This is a genomic window from Enterococcus sp. AMC1086 (genome assembly GCF_058216575.1).
This window is the reverse complement of record NZ_CM177100.1, coordinates 1348366-1364210: the sequence shown is the minus strand read 5'-3', so window position 1 is coordinate 1364210 and position 15845 is coordinate 1348366. Positions and strand designations below refer to the sequence as shown.

The following is a 15845-nucleotide window of genomic DNA, read 5'->3' as shown; positions in this document are numbered from 1 at the left end:
GCTCTGCACACTCAGAGCGGGTCAATTAGGAGTTCACACAAATGAAATTGTTTTCTTGTAACTATTGTCTTTTTTATATGTCCTTATAGTACAAGTTATTTGTGAATAATTTATGAACGAATCGTTTATAAAGTGTAATTTTTTAGAGAACACTACTTAATTTTTTTCAAAAAATTATAAACTCAAGATTTCACAGGTTCACAAAAATACACAAAATAAAATCGTCTAGAATGAAAGTAGTCTTTCATTTTTTTCACAGTCAGTAAAGACTACTCTAGACTCTTTCAAAACTTAGTTCTTTATCTTAAAAAACTTGGTGTGATCTGGGAGAAATAAAGGAGATATTCTTTATAAATTTTTTAATCATACAACTAAGGTAGAATATTCCCAGCTACACGATAAATTTCGTACCATTCTTCTCTACTTAATACAATATCCGCGGCTTTAGCGATCTCTTCGATTCGTTTTTTATTCATTGTTCCTGCTATGACTTGCATTTTTGCAGGATGTCTTAAAATCCACGCAGTAGCAAGACCTGTTGAGGTGCAATTATGGCGTTCAGCAATTTGATCTAATGTTGTATTCAATTCTGAAAATTTTTCATTACCAATAAAAACACCCTCAAAAAAGCCATATTGATAAGGAGACCAGGCCTGTATCGTCATTTGATTCAAGCGAGAATAATCTAAAATACTACCATCTCTATCAACACTTGCTTCATCAGTCATATTCACGTGAATTCCTTGATCAATCATACCAGTATGCTTGATCCCAAATTGCAACTGATTTGCTAAAAGAGGTTGATTCACTGTTTTTTTCAATAGTTCGATTTGCATTGGTTTTTGATTACTAACTCCGAAATATTTCACTTTACCTTGTGATTCTAGCTGGTCAAAAGCCGCTGCTACTTCTTCAGGCTCAACAAGTGTATCTGGTCTGTGTAGTAATAATGCATCCACATAATCTACACCTAGACGCTTCAAACTGCCTTCAACTGAAGCAATAATGTGTTCCTTTGAAAAATCAAACATCCCTTTACGAATCCCACATTTTGTCTGGATAATAATATCTTCTCTTTTAATTGATGTTTCTTTCAATGCTTTTCCAAAAATTGTTTCACATTCACCGCCACCATAAATGTCAGCATGATCAAAAAAATCTATGCCATGATCATAGGCTGTTTCAATAATTTCTGCGGGCTTTTCAGCGCCATTCATTCTCATACAGCCAAGAATAACTGATGCTGCTTGTAAATCACTTGTCCCAAATTGTATTTTTTTCACAAAAAAACCTCCTAAAATTGTATTCACAGATATAGTTTAACACATTTAGATGAAAGGGCTTCAATTTGAGACTTTTTTTAATAATTTTTCTATTTGAAAAAATATATTTTCGGATATTTCAGGTTCAATAATCAAGATATGATTATTACATTCATGATTTAATGCCTGATAGACCACAGTCGTCAAAATAATGTCTGCATATGCAATAGAATTACTTGTTCTAGCGTAAATCACAACTAGATTAAATTTGTTATTAAAAAAATTAGCAATTCTTTGTCCTATCTCTATTTCTTTTTCAAGTGGTAAGTCAGTCATTAAACAAACAAATAATCTTTTCTCATTATAAACTGGTGGAATAAGCGAACTTAAAATCATAAAATAACGATACCTTAATGCGTCATTTGGTATTCTTTTATATATTGCATGTTCTTTAATTAGTTCAAACAAACCCTCATCAAGTTTCCTCATAAAATTGGGATACTTCGCTTGCAACGATTTTACTGATTGATTTTTTTCAAACAAAAATCCTGATATTAGTTCGTAGTATAAATGAAAACCCAAAAAAGCTACCACACTTGTCTTTGAATGGCTAAATTTTTTATCCCAAAATACTCGCCTGAATTTATTCGTGACAATTAATGTATTTAGAAAACAAGTCGTCTTCTTTAAATAGTGTTCTTCAATTATGTATGCCTGCATACTTGTTCCAAAATAAGGTAAAAAACTAGCCTGGATAATTAAGTAAAGATAAGCTAATTCTTCAAAATCCCAATCTAAATCGATCACTTCTTTTCTTATTACTTTTACAAATTTGAAAAAAATAGAACTATTCTCGATATACTGCTTCCACTCTTCCTTGATCAAGATCTTTTTCCCTTTTTGGTAACGCCATATCGTAATTTGAATGATACGAAAAATGGTTTCCTTTTGCAGATCGTTGATTTGCATTTGAAAAAAAAGAACTAACTGATCGGTCAATTGTTGGTTTTTGTCTTTTTTAAATAGTAAAAATTTATTGTCTGTCCCTTGGTAAGCAAACCAGTAAAAATGTAAGATCAAGGCTCTGATCTGCTCCTCTTCTCCCATAAGTTGATAGGTTCCTCTTTTTAAATAAATATTAAATTTTTTTAACCACTCATTGATCTTTTTCACTCGTCTTCTCATACTTGACTCACTGATCAATAAGTGTTTTGCTAGTTGCTTAGCTTGAATATCCTCCTCTTCAATAATTGCTTTTAAAAAAGTAACTTCTGGTAAATCATTTAAATACTGAACTAAAAATAACTCTAAATAGATATCTTTATCTCTTTTTATGTAGAAATATTTTTTTGCTTGACTACAAATAGTCAAATGATCCGCAAGCTGATAACGTTTGAATAACTGATTGAGCTTTTTCATAGACCTTACGATAGTCTTGGCATTGATGTTTAATTCACGAGATAGTTTCTCTAATGAATTATTATTTTCAGTTGATTTTAATAAGTTAAAAAGTCCCAGTAATTTTCTTGATTCAAAATCAAGAATCTCTTTATAATCCATTTCAACCCCCTATGTATAAAGTAAATAGTCATTACATTGATCGAATTCAAAAAAAGTAATGAATATGCATATAAATATACGCAAGATTCATTACTTTTCATTTTTAATTAATTATGAACACGTAAAGTCATGGCATTTGCAGCCACAATTACAGTACTCAAAGACATCAAAATTGCGCCAATAGCCGGATTCAAGAGAATGCCCCATGGAGCTAAAACACCTGCTGCAAGTGGAATTGCGATGATATTATAACCCGCTCCCCACCATAGATTTTGAATCATTTTATGTCGTGTTTGCTTTGCCAAATCTAAAAATCTAATAATATCTTTCGGATCACTATCAGTCAGCACCACGTCAGCTGAATCAATAGCGACATCCGTTCCAGCACCTATTGCAACCCCGATCGTTGCTCTAACCAAGCTTGGAGCATCATTGATCCCATCACCGACCATCATGACTTTTTTTCCTTCACTAACATACGCTTGAATAATTTTTTCTTTATCTTCTGGCAATAGTGCGCCATGAAATTCATTGATCCCTAAATAATTGGCAACTGATTCGGCCGCTACTTTATTATCACCTGTCAACATTATAGGAATGAGTCCTTGCGCTTTTAAATCAGAAATGAATTGTTTTGCTTCAGGTTTTACTACATCTCCTAACGCAATCATAGCTATTAATTGATCATCGATAATTAAGTAACTTAACGTATTTCCTTGCTTTTGGTAACGCTGTTTCAATGAACGATCAAAAGAGATAGTCAACCGATCTACTTCTTTTTCATTAACAATTTTACTTATTTGTCCATTCACCGTACCGATGAGTCCTATGCCAGAGATATTTTGGAGATTTTCAACTTTATAAGGAGAAATAGCTTCTTCTTTTAGATAATTCATGATACCGATCGCTAAGGGATGATTAGCATCGTTTTCTAAAGCACCGATTACTTTTAAAGTTTCTTTTTGTGTGATTTTGTTCGTGATCATTTCAATTCCTGTTACTGTGAATTTGCCTTCTGTTAAGGTACCTGTCTTGTCTAACATGATATATTGCATATCGTTTGCTTGTTCCAATGCATTTCGATTTTTTAATAATAAGCCGTGCTTTGCTGCAATTGAAGTAGAACGTGCCACTACTAAAGGTATCGCTAAACCTAAAGCATGAGGGCAGGCAATAATAAAGACTGTTACCATACGTTCAAACGCAATACTTAAATCGTGATCTATGATCAGCCAGACAATAAATGCTGATAGACCTGCTCCAAGTGCAATATAGAATAACCATTTAGCAACTCGGTCAGAAAGAGATTCTAACTTTGATTTTTCAGTCTGTGCTTTTTTAACCATATCCATTACTTTTGAAAGATAACCTGTCTTACCAGTACCAGTTACACTTATTTCAATGGTTCCACTTCCGTTGACAGAACCCCCAATTACTTTATCTTTTTCATTTTTTGTGACTGCTTTTGATTCACCTGTGACCATTGATTCATCAACGGAAGTGTTCCCTTTAATGATTATGCCGTCAGCAGGTATTTTATCCCCTGATCGAACAACCAAGTGATCATTTTGTTTAACTTCTTGTAGTGGCACTTCTTCTTCACTGCCATCCTTATTCAATCGCTTAACTTTATCTGGTAAAAGTTCCGCCATTTTCTGCAAAGCATCACTAGCATTTGAAATAGCATTCATCTCAATCCAATGTCCTAATAACATGATAACAATCAGAGTGGCCAGTTCCCAGAAAAAATCCATTACGTGATTTTGTGGGTTCAATTGATTCATGATAAAGGCATAAACACTATAAAAATAAGAGACTGAAATCCCCATTGCGATTAACGTCATCATTGCTGGACTTTTTTGTTTCAATTCTGATTTTGCCCCCTTTAAAAAGGGTTCTCCACCGTATAAAAATAAAATTGACGCTAAAATCAGGACTAGCCAATCAGAGCCTTTAAACGTAAACTGAAATGGCAAATCAACCCCCATCATCGGTGAAATAAATAGAATCGGGACCGCAAGAATCAGTGAAAACCAAAATTTTTGCTTAAAATTACTCATATGCATACTGTGGTCCATACCAGACCTCTGCTCTTGATCATTTATAGAATTGTTCATCTCTTCCATTCTATGAGAATGTTGTTTAACATGATTTTTTTCATTGCTACTCATTTTAAAAACCTTCTTTTTCTAGTTAAGATTTGTTTATGCCGTACTCTTATTTTTTCAAGCATAGCACAAGATATCTTTTACGAAAAATAAAGTCTCTTAATTAATAAAAATAAGATTTTTTTGCGTATTATAATTTTAGAAGACCTTTTAATGCCAAGTATAACTCTTTAAAATCCAAAGCATATAATCTCTTTTCTCCTTTATTCTATTGTATTTTCTATAATAAGTATCCTTGACAAATCTATATACACTTTTCTTTGATTCCTGTTTTATTTCTACATACATTTGCTTGATTGCGTTACGGTTTGTTTTGTATTTTTTGCGATTTCCCCCAGTAAATCCATAAAATATATCGATGCCTTCAGATTCTTTCGTCATCGGTGAATGGTGGACTAATTCGTTTTGTGTTTTCTTTAATTTTTTTAGTAGTTCCTCTGTTACTTCTTTATCAAAATTTCGCTTTACGATCACCTTACAAAGTCGCGTGTATTCGATCTTCGCAACATGATTATAAACATGGCTTGCGTAATCTAATCCTTTATACAAGACGTTTGCGCTAAAAGTCATATTTACTAGTAATTTGTACTGCTGCACACAGTTTTCCTCCATTTTTTGTTTGTGTTCTTGGTGCGGAATTTCTCTGTTCAATCTTTCTAAAAATTGGTAAAGAAGACGATTTTTTTGCTCCTCAATTCTAGCTATTTTTTTCATTTATACTTATCCTCCTTTAAAATGAATATTTTTCGGCAAATTTTTTCATAAAGTTTAAAACGAACTATTTTATAGTTGTTTCATATTTTTTCAAATATTAAAGATGAAAATACCAACGAAATAAACTATATCATTCTAACGCACAAAAAAATTTATATAAGAAAACAACAAATTGAATATTTTTCGGTATAAAAAGAATACCATTTTATAAAGGGAATTACAAGAACAAAATGAAAAAAAAACTATACACCTCTTCTTGAAATAATGATATAGTAGAAGAGAAGGCTTTTATCCAGAAAAAAAATTATTAGTTCGTTTTAGCTATAAGGAGGTATTATTTTGGAAATTGACTTAAAAGAAGCTGGAAATAGAATCAAAGAAATTAGAAAGAAACATAAATATTCAATGGCTCTTTTTTCAAATTTAATTGGAAATTCTAGCGCCAGTACCGTAAATAATTGGGAAAAAGGAAATAATCTACCCAAATCAGACAGACTAGAAAAAATAGCAATTCTTGGTAACACAACTACTGATTGGATTCGCTATGGAGACTTTACGGAGTATGTAAAAAAATTATTAGCTGAGGCCAATTTACGCAAAGAATTAGACCTCGATCAGCTTGAACAATTGCTTGTTGCATTGAAAAAACAAAAAATTACTTACGGGCAAGATTTGGAGATTCTAACCAAAGCAAATGAATTTTTTCCGTATTTATTTGACACTCGTTATCAATTAAATCTTTCAGAACAACATGCACCACTTATTGCCGAAGATTTTGTTACTTACAAGATTGAACAAAATGATCGTTATAGAAAAGATTTTCTACCTATGATCGAAGAATTATTGTATGATTCCAGTGAAAAAGAAATAAATGCCTCTGTATTATTCCTGGTACTCGATCTATTAAAACGTACTAAAACAAGTAAAAATCATCTTTCTATTCCTAAAATTCTTACTATTTTGTCTGAAGTTCTCACTAATGATATAGCGTATAAAAATAATTCGACATCAAAAGTAATAGATTATTCAGATATCACTAACACTCGCGATAAAAGTAATCCCCTTTCAAAAAAAATAGTCACTAAAAAATACACACAAACCAAAAATGATCTCCTTTATCTACTTGATGAATTTTATTTTGAAAAGCGAAAAAAATAACCTGTTTTTATTTACTATTACATCTATACTTTCTTATTAATGGTAAGTTTCATATATTACAATTAGATGATACGCTGATTGCCATATTTTAAATTTCACTCTTTTTACTTTTTCTTGCTGATTAGACCTGATTATTCTTCAAAAATTATGGTATACTTTAATTTGTCTTATTAAGGAATTATAAAGGCTTTTTTGAAAAGTCATACACATAAAAAATGATTAATATAAAGCGAGGAACGCCAATTGAAGAAAAAATTACTGGTTACACTTTCATTTATGTTATTAGTAAACATTGCGCCAATAAGTGTATTAGCTGATGATATCGATCAAAAAATCGAAAATCAAACAAAGAAAATCGAAGATATCGTAAAAAATGAAAAAGATGCCAAAGATTATTTAGCAACTTTAGAAACTGAGATCAAAACGATTGAAACAGAGTATCAAACTGTCCTCTCTGAAAAACAAAAACACGAAAAAGAAATGAATAAATTAAATACAGAAATTTCAAATTTACAAACAAAAATCAAAAAAAGAGATGAGCAATTACGAGCTCAAGCTAGAACAACTCAAACAAACCATGAACAAGAATCAATTTTGACTGTTTTATTGAGTGCTGAATCGGTTTCTGATGCCATCTCAAAAGCATTAGCTGTTAATACCTTAGTTACTGCGAATAATGATATCTTAGCTGCTCAAAAAGAAGATAAAAAAGAACTTGATACATTAAAAGTCTCTCTAACTAAAACATTGGATACTTTAGAGAAAAAAACAGAAGAACTTGAAGAAAAAGAATCTGCTTTAGCCGAAGCAAAACTTGAACAGAACGTAAAAATAAATGAGATTTCAGCAAGTCTCGCTAGCGAAACTGCTGAAAAAGATAAGTTCATCAAACAAAAAGAAGAAGCTCAAAAAATAAAAGAAGCTCAGTTAAAAGCAATCGCTGAAGAAAAGAAAAAAGAAGCTGCAGCCAAATCCGCAGCTGAAAAACAAGCGAAAGAGCAAGCAAAAGCAAAACAAGCAGCTCCTTCTCAAACTGCTGAAGTAGAAGAACCAGCAAATGTAACTAATACTAATACTAGTAATAACGATCTTGCTGAAAACGCCCAACAAGCTCCTACTCCTCCATCCTCTTCTGGTGGTTGGTCTGCTCCAGTATCCAACTTGACTATTACTAGTGGGTTTGGCGGTCGTGAAGATCCTACTGGAATCTCAGGCAGCTTCCATGACGGAATCGATTTTGGTGGCGCAAGTGGTACACCGATCATGGCTGCTCGAGCAGGTGAAATCGTTAGTGCTAATTATAGCGGTATGGCTGGAAATCACGTTGTGATCAAGCATGATAATGGCTACTATTCATATTATCTTCACATGAGTAGTTTAAGTGTTGCTGCAGGTCAAAGTGTCAGCGCTGGACAAATGTTAGGTGGCATGGGAACTACTGGTAATTCTACTGGTGTTCATTTACATTTTAGTATTTCAACAGGATTATGGAGCGGATTTGTAAATCCAGCACCATTCCTTGGTTTATAACAATCGATCAACGATAAGAAATCATGGCTACTTTGATTTCTTATCGTTTTTTTATTTATCACTACTTCTTATCTATTCATTTACCCTCTATTGATAAACATGATATAATGAAGTTAGATAAAAGAAAGGTGCTGATTAAAATGATCAATAACTATTCAAATATCTTAGTTGCCGTTGATGGATCAAAAAATGCTGAGTTGGCCCTAACACATGGTGTTGCTATCGCAAAAGAAAAAGGTGCTACCTTGTATTTATTATCTGTTGTTGACGAGAATGCGATCAGCCATAGTTCTTATGCCTATTCAAAAGTGCTTGCTGAAGAAAAAGAAGCAATTGAAAAAGAACTATTAAAAAATATTTATTATGCTACTGAGCAAGGGTTAGATGATGTGATACCGATTGTTGAAATTGGTAATCCAAAAGAGATGATCTCTTCCATTATTCCTAATAATCAAGCAATCGATTTGATTGTTATAGGTGCTACTGGTAAAGGTATGATCCAATCCAATCAGCTTGGTACTACTACGACTTATGTTGTACAGAATGCACCTTGTAGTGTTTTCGTTGTAAAATCATAAAACTGTTAAAATACTAAAAGCGCACAGTCAACTTTTATTCAGCTGACTGTACGCTTTTTTCGATGTTAGTCCTTTAACTTTCCAATTAGAATAAATCGATGTTGATTGTTATAGAGGAAACCTTTGGTCAATAATTCTTCTTTTAACTCAAATAATTGATTAGAATGAGTTTCTACAGCAAATTCTGGATATTCCCATGGAATTCTTTTTACATAATAAATCAGACCTTCCATATCATAAAAATGCTGATATGGAAAATATTCTTTAGCAAACAGACACTCAAAATTTTCTTTTAGCAATACTTTTTGTGCTGATTCTAGTGTCCACTCTGCGTTTTTTGCTTGGGCATTGACACACAATTTTTTTGAGAGAATATGCCCGTTTTGATCACCAACTTGTTGTGTAATAAACAATCCACCTGGCTTCAACACCCTTCGCACTTCTTTGAGATCATATGATTCATGATTATTTAGAACAATATCAAAAGAATTGTTTTGAAAATTCAATTGATCTGTTTCATCAACATAAACGATAGTCACACCTTTTGGTTGAAGTTTCTTTTTTAACAGTTGATAATTTGGCAGCCAGCCTTCCGTTACAGAAGTCTTTTGATATGGATGATTGAATGACTGCAGCAATTCTCCGCCACCCGTGCCCATATCAAGTAAAACCATCTCTCTAGACAAATTTTCACGAACGAGATCAGAATAACTCCAAGGCAAAACTTCATGAGCCCAACGGCCGTTCATATATGAAAAATCCCAACCTTCAAATCCTAATTGCTCTATTGTTTTCCAATATTTTATTAATTCCAGTTCTTTCATAACGATCCTTCCTTACATGTTTTTTTATTGTAAGTTAGATACAGCTATGCTCTGTTCTGATAGAAATGATTCACTCAATACAGCCTCTATCAGCGCTATAACTGTATCAAGTAGTTACTTCGTCGCATCACTTTGCTATCCATTTCCCTTCAGCTCCTGATTTTATTTTAATCCGATGTAAATACATCATGTGATTCATCTTACGTATAACACAACACATTTCTAATTCAAAATCAGAATATACAGCTATTATCTATTATTCTTTTATCGTTGGCTCAATAAAATAATCTTCAATAATAGTTCCTTGATCAAAATGAAGAATTCGCTGGCAAGTTCGGCTGAGAAACTCTTTGTCATGAGTGATTACTACTACCAAAATATTTTTTTGATGTAGCCAATGTATAGTATTACTGACTTCTTCCATGTGGATCAAATCTAATCCACTTGTCGGTTCGTCAAAAATAATAATTTTTTTTCCTGATAATAAGGCACTCGCAATTGCCACACGCTGCTTTTCACCACCTGATAAGGTTTGCGGGTGGCGTAATAAAAGTGGCTCCAAATTCAGCATAGCAACGATTTTATCAAACTGATTGGTGTTTTTTGCATTCAAACTTATTTCTTTTTCGACTGTTTCAAAAAATAATTGCAAGTTCACATCCTGCATCACCACAAAACTTTCTTTGATCAACTCTTTTGGACGCATAATTTTTTGGTTGAGCTTAATGAATCCTTTTTTTGGTTTAATTAATCCTGATAAAAGTTTTGAGAACGTTGATTTTCCTGCTCCGTTATGCCCAATGATCCCGGTGATGTAAGAATTTGTTACTGTTAAGGATGGAATTTCCAATCCTTTTGGTTGTTTGCGATAATGAAACTCCAGTCCATCAAAGGTTAAACAAATATTTTCTTTTGCTTTAACAGGTTTGGAAGTCTTTTTAATAGCCGTTTGCTCGAGGGCCCGCAATCCCATAGACTGAATATCTGAAGATGATTTTTCTATCATTTCTTGTTTCGTATAATCATTGACTATTTCGCCCTTATTCATGACCAAGTAGCGATCAGCGAGATCTGTCAAATAATACAAACGATGTTCAGACACTATGATCGTCATCCCTTGATTTTTTAATACTTGTAAGTAGGCTTTTAACTGTTCTATCGTTGCTTCATCCAAGTTACTTGAAGGCTCATCTAATAAAAACAAACGATGATTCAACATACTGGCAGAAGCAAACGCGATCAATTGTTTTTGTCCACCAGATAAATGAAACATACTTCGGTCTAAAAAGGCTTCCAAAGAGAACATACTTGTTATTTCATTGATTCGTTCAATCATTTCTCCTCTTGTCACGCCATAGTTTTCCATCGCAAATGCCAATTCAGAATAGACATCACTAGTAAAAAACTGTGTCTTAGGATTTTGAAACACAACCCCAATAGCACGAACATACTCGTTAAATTCTTTTGTTAGCAGTTCTTGCCACAAAATAGAACCCGTACCTGTCAACTCCCCCATGTATAATTCTGGGATCAAGCCATTTAAAATTCTTAACAATGTTGATTTTCCGCAACCACTTTTACCACATAAAACAATAAATTCACCTGCATTGACCTGTAAATCTACCTGTTGGATGATCTTTTCTTGGTCTTCATAGGTAAAAGTAACGTCATGTAAATCAATCATCACGTCAACCTCCCAACGATTCCACAAAGAATCAGACTGCCGATCAATATATAATCTTGAACATTAAAACGAATCTCATAAACACTTGTATGAGCTTTTGGATTAGCTAATCCACGAACTAAAGCTGCTGAAGATAAATCAAGAGATGTGTTTTCTGCCGACATCAAAATCGGAACAATGATATACTCCATCGTTTGAAGCGGATGTATGAATAAATCAACGGTAGAAATAGCAATCCCACGATACTTCATCGCGTTACGAATACTTCTAAAATCTTGAAGCAGTATAGGAAAAAATCGAAATAACACAGTTAATGGTATGATCAAACCAAACGGTACGTGACATTTTTTTAAAGCCGCGATCCATTCACTGATTTTCGTCCTATTCATGGCAAAAGCCGCCGCCATGATCGTTGGTAACATTCGACGATTTCCGACAAATAAAAAATCGAAGAATGCTACGATCGAATGATCAATAAAAGGAAACATCAAATGATCACCTAAGACAAGCAACCAAAAGATGCCATAGAAAATCGTTCCTTTTTTTAAACTGCCGTTTAAAATAAATAGTATATACATTAGCGTTACAAATAAAATTTCTGCCTGAAATGGTATAGGAAACATCAACAACAAACTGGCAAATAAAATCGTACAAAGTTTACTTCTCGGATCAAACGTCACGTATACTTTTTCCATAATTTTTTCCTTTAGCTTTATCAAAATGTTTCTCATAAATTTTTTGTCCGATCATTATGCCTAAAATACTACAGATAATAACAGCTGCGACACAAAAATAAAAGGTTGTTGTTGTGATCGGAGCAAATACTTTATCGATATACACAGCATCTTTTCCACGTGCTATCAATGAATCAATATAAGCATTTTTCATGAACCACAATGGCAATACTGGACCCATCAAACCAAAACTAAAAACAGTATAACTAACTGTTGTTCTTACTTTTTCATTTAAATTTGTACGATAATGAATCAAATCAGCAGCTAGCGCACAAAGAATATTTGGCAAAAAAGATAACGGAAAATGACCGGAGATTAAAAAGAATAGTCCCATGACACTCCCCATGATCGTGATTGCACCAAAACGTGGAATTCGTTTTATCACCAATAGATAGATGATTCCTGCAAAAAGAGCTGTAGCACTAGGAATCAGAACCGAATTAAAGGCTGGAATCGTAAAACGTAAAATAACCATAGCAATCGTTACGACTAAAAAATATATGGCTGTATAAATACCAATTGAAATAAAATCCTGAATTTTTAACTTTTTCATTCTTGTAACTACCCTTCTGACTATAATTGTAAATTTTATACTTTATTAATACTATAGCTGTCAGCATCATTTAATGCAATTTATTTCTGATTGATATGAGTAAATATGCTGATAATTTGCTGCATTTTTTCTGATAGTAAAAAATCATTTACGTGGAAATCTATTTATTTATCCTTTATTCATTAACTCCCTTTTTTCCGTGTTCAGTTAGTATATCATAAGATAATGATCCTCATATTTTTTATCTTATTTTTCATTTAGCAAACGAACAGAAGAGATCAAGACAAAAAATTACTTTTGCCTTGATCTCTTCCTATTATACTCAATTATTATTCTAATGCGTTGTTCCTGTATTCTCTTCGATATCTACTTCAGTTGTCACCGCGGCTTCAATTGCATAGCTCAGCGAATCAGCAATCGTTTGAATGGGCATTGAAGCTGTTCCTACTGGACGATCGATTACCTGTGTTGGTTCAAACGGTACATGGATAAAACCCCCTTTCACATCAGAAAATTCTTTATCGATCATATACAATAAACGATACATAATATCGTTGCAGACAAATGTACCCGCTGTATAAGAGATGTAAGCCGGTAAACCATGTTTCTGTACATTTTTCATCATCGCTTTGATTGGCAACGTTGTAAAATAAGCTGTTTCCCCATCTTCTTCCAGTTTTGTTCCAATTGGTTGGTTTCCTTTATTATCAGGAATTCTTGCTTCCCCCAAATTGATTGCTACTCGCTCAAATGAAATCGCACTGCGTCCACCTGCTTGTCCTACACAAATCACGATATCCGGATTATGCTCTCTGATCGCAGCTTCTACTACTTCACCGCTTTCTTTAAAAACGGTTGGTATTTCTAATTTGATTATTTCGGCTCCTGCCACCTCATTTGGAATCATTTTAACTGCTTCATATGCTGGATTAATAGAATCTCCACCAAATGGATCAAAACCTGTGACTAAAACTTTCATTGTAAATCTCCTCTCTGATATAAACGAGCGACAACATGCCGCTCCATTTCATTTACTGTATGTCAAACAAAAAAAATCATTGTCTCATTCAGCTTAAAAAAAGATAGACTCGTAAACTAAATGAATAACTATTTAAATAAAATCATGTATACAACTTGGAATACGAACATAAAAATCGCTATAAACCATTGATTTTTAATGACACCGTATTTATCTTTCATCTCTAACATTGCGACTGGAACGATATTAAAATTCGCAGCCATTGGTGTTAACAATGTACCACAATAACCACAAGTTAAAGCCAACATACCAATCAACGCTGGATTTGCACCGTAAGCTAAGACAAAAGGCGCTCCGATCCCCACTGTCATTACAGTAATCGCTGCAAAAGCATTCCCCATAATAATCGTAAATAACATCATCCCAAATGCATAGATAATAATACCGACGGCGACATTTCCTTGTGGTACGATCGTTCCAACTGCAGAAGAAATTACTGTTCCAACACCTGCACTAGTAAACACCGCACCTAGTGATGCTAAAAGCATCGGCAACATACTTAATGGTCCAACCGTTCCAAGCATATCCGCTGCATCATCTAAAAATGTAGTTGGTTTGTTATTTTTAGAATAAAACATCAAGATCAAAATTGCCACCAAAACACCTGCACCCACACCGACTAGTGCGCCAAGTTTTGTAAATAAGGCAAATATAATAGCAAATACACCAATACTTAATGCTGGAATAAAAATTTTCATGCCCAGCTTATCTGACATTTGTTGCATATACTCTTTAGAAGGTAATTTACTTTTCCCTTTACTAACTTTTTTCAAAATCGCTGGTATAGTCATAGAAAAAATCAAGATTCCGCTAACCATCGATGGAATAAAACGGCCACCGGCAATCACGATTCCTAATGCACACCAAAAATAACCAGTTCCGTAACGATGTGGATTACTTTTGTCGAATAAATTCTTAATACCCGTATAAATTAAAATCAATCCCATTAAGATGTATAAAACTTCTAATAATTTCTCACCAAGTAATACTTCTGAATTCATAAAATAGTTCATCATTGGTCTCCTTTCTTCTCGATATCACCGTAATATTTTTTCATCAAGCGACGATCTTTCGTATAAAAATAAATACTAGCTGTCACTATTGCTACCAACGCGACAGGAATTTCAACAGCAGCTAATTCAACTAATGTTACTTCATAACCTAACTCTTTCAAAGTCGATTGAACTAACAAACCACCTGATCCGCCGATGAACAATACTTGTCCAAAGAACCAACAGATATTTTCCATTGCCGAAGCCATTCCTTTTAGCTCTTCTTCATATTCTTTATTTAATTCTAAGTTTTTGGATTCAACAGCACCTATCGACATCGGTAGGATAATAGGACGAACAAATCCAGCAACACCACCAAAACTAACATTAAATGCAGCAAAAATCATCCGGAAAACACCGTAAATATCAATGATCATACCAGCTGAAACTTTTTTGAATCGTCGAATCAATGAAGCTGCCGATTCCTTTAGACCATTTCTTTCTAGAGTTCCTGTAGCCAACATAATAATAATAAAAATTGCCATACCTCGATTACTTACAAAACTTGTGCCCAGTATATCTAGCATTCCTTCTAACCCAATTCCTCCGACTAGTGCCGTCACGACTAAGGCGATCATTACAATCAAAATCGAGTCCAATTTCATTGCGAAACCAACAATGACAATCAGGACACCTAATAAACTCAGGATATTTTCCACGGTTCACACTTCTTTCTTTTATTTATTGATCATACTTTGAAGAACGTCATTTCATCAAGACAACCTATTCAATTCATGTGGGTTGCAAGTAGAGCAATCTATTATTGTCTATAAACGCGTTGCTATTATAGATTTTCTTGACTTAAGTTTACACGACTTTCAAAACTATGACCCTTTTTATTATACACAAATTTTGTTTTATTTATTATTTTTTTCACTAATATCTATGTTTAAAATAGAAAATTTTAGTCCTTGATGTCTTAATCGTCTAAATTTCTATGGTCCATAGTAATGATTGCTCTATGTTAACCCCTAAGTCACCTCTCGTTG

General features: G+C 33.4%; 14 protein-coding genes. 3 read left to right on the top strand and 11 right to left on the bottom strand.

What is annotated here, in order from left to right; genetic code table 11:
• Nucleotides 1-371: 371 nt before the first annotated feature.
• From AC4BC4_RS06330 to AC4BC4_RS06315, 4 genes are all read right to left on the bottom strand, one after another.
• Nucleotides 372-1283: an aldo/keto reductase gene (locus AC4BC4_RS06330; protein WP_490477146.1), complete on the bottom strand. Its 912-nt coding sequence runs from the start codon at nt 1281-1283 to the stop codon at nt 372-374.
• 60 nt (nt 1284-1343) lie between these two features.
• Entirely contained in the window at nt 1344-2822 is a 1479-nt protein-coding gene (locus tag AC4BC4_RS06325; protein ID WP_490477145.1) for a helix-turn-helix domain-containing protein, read from the bottom strand.
• A 107-nt stretch (nt 2823-2929) separates the two neighbouring features.
• Entirely contained in the window at nt 2930-4993 is a 2064-nt protein-coding gene (locus tag AC4BC4_RS06320; protein WP_490477144.1) for a heavy metal translocating P-type ATPase, read from the bottom strand.
• Nucleotides 4994-5140: 147 nt separating this feature from the next.
• Complete coding sequence (locus tag AC4BC4_RS06315; protein WP_490477143.1) at nt 5141-5704, bottom strand: hypothetical protein; 564 nt, start codon at nt 5702-5704, stop codon at nt 5141-5143.
• 339 nt (nt 5705-6043) lie between these two features.
• Here AC4BC4_RS06315 and AC4BC4_RS06310 point away from each other — a divergent pair, with 339 nt between their 5' ends.
• From AC4BC4_RS06310 to AC4BC4_RS06300, 3 genes are all read left to right on the top strand, one after another.
• Nucleotides 6044-6862 (top strand): helix-turn-helix domain-containing protein, encoded by an 819-nt coding sequence (locus AC4BC4_RS06310; RefSeq protein ID WP_490477142.1) that lies wholly within the window; start codon nt 6044-6046, stop codon nt 6860-6862.
• Between the two features lie 243 nt (nt 6863-7105).
• The gene (locus tag AC4BC4_RS06305) at nt 7106-8392 is read left to right on the top strand and encodes a murein hydrolase activator EnvC family protein (RefSeq protein WP_490477141.1); all 1287 of its coding nucleotides are present in this window, start codon (nt 7106-7108) and stop codon (nt 8390-8392) included.
• 107 nt (nt 8393-8499) lie between these two features.
• Nucleotides 8500-8970 carry a universal stress protein gene (locus AC4BC4_RS06300; RefSeq protein ID WP_490477140.1) on the top strand — a complete coding sequence of 157 codons (471 nt, stop codon included), beginning with the start codon at nt 8500-8502 and terminating at the stop codon, nt 8968-8970.
• 65 nt (nt 8971-9035) lie between these two features.
• On the opposite strand, the gene AC4BC4_RS06295 is transcribed toward AC4BC4_RS06300, so the two are convergent.
• From AC4BC4_RS06295 to AC4BC4_RS06265, 7 genes are all read right to left on the bottom strand, one after another.
• On the bottom strand, nt 9036-9794 hold the full coding sequence (locus tag AC4BC4_RS06295; RefSeq protein ID WP_490477139.1) for a methyltransferase domain-containing protein: 759 nt from the start codon (nt 9792-9794) through the stop codon (nt 9036-9038).
• A gap of 256 nt (nt 9795-10050) precedes the next feature.
• The gene (locus AC4BC4_RS06290) at nt 10051-11478 is read right to left on the bottom strand and encodes an ABC transporter ATP-binding protein (protein WP_490477138.1); all 1428 of its coding nucleotides are present in this window, start codon (nt 11476-11478) and stop codon (nt 10051-10053) included.
• The gene (locus AC4BC4_RS06285) at nt 11478-12173 is read right to left on the bottom strand and encodes an energy-coupling factor transporter transmembrane component T (protein ID WP_490477137.1); all 696 of its coding nucleotides are present in this window, start codon (nt 12171-12173) and stop codon (nt 11478-11480) included. Before AC4BC4_RS06285 ends, AC4BC4_RS06290 begins: the two co-directional genes overlap by 1 nt.
• The gene (locus AC4BC4_RS06280) at nt 12148-12765 is read right to left on the bottom strand and encodes an MptD family putative ECF transporter S component (protein ID WP_490477136.1); all 618 of its coding nucleotides are present in this window, start codon (nt 12763-12765) and stop codon (nt 12148-12150) included. The genes AC4BC4_RS06285 and AC4BC4_RS06280 overlap by 26 nt, the downstream gene beginning before the upstream one ends.
• Before the next feature lie 334 nt (nt 12766-13099).
• Nucleotides 13100-13744, bottom strand: coding sequence for a pyroglutamyl-peptidase I (pcp, locus tag AC4BC4_RS06275; RefSeq protein WP_490477135.1), 645 nt, complete (start codon nt 13742-13744; stop codon nt 13100-13102).
• A gap of 128 nt (nt 13745-13872) precedes the next feature.
• A complete protein-coding gene (locus AC4BC4_RS06270) occupies nt 13873-14817 on the bottom strand; it encodes a DUF979 domain-containing protein (RefSeq protein ID WP_438756324.1) in 945 nt (314 codons plus the stop codon).
• Nucleotides 14817-15515, bottom strand: coding sequence for a DUF969 domain-containing protein (locus tag AC4BC4_RS06265; protein WP_438756325.1), 699 nt, complete (start codon nt 15513-15515; stop codon nt 14817-14819). Before AC4BC4_RS06265 ends, AC4BC4_RS06270 begins: the two co-directional genes overlap by 1 nt.
• Nucleotides 15516-15845: the final 330 nt, after the last annotated feature.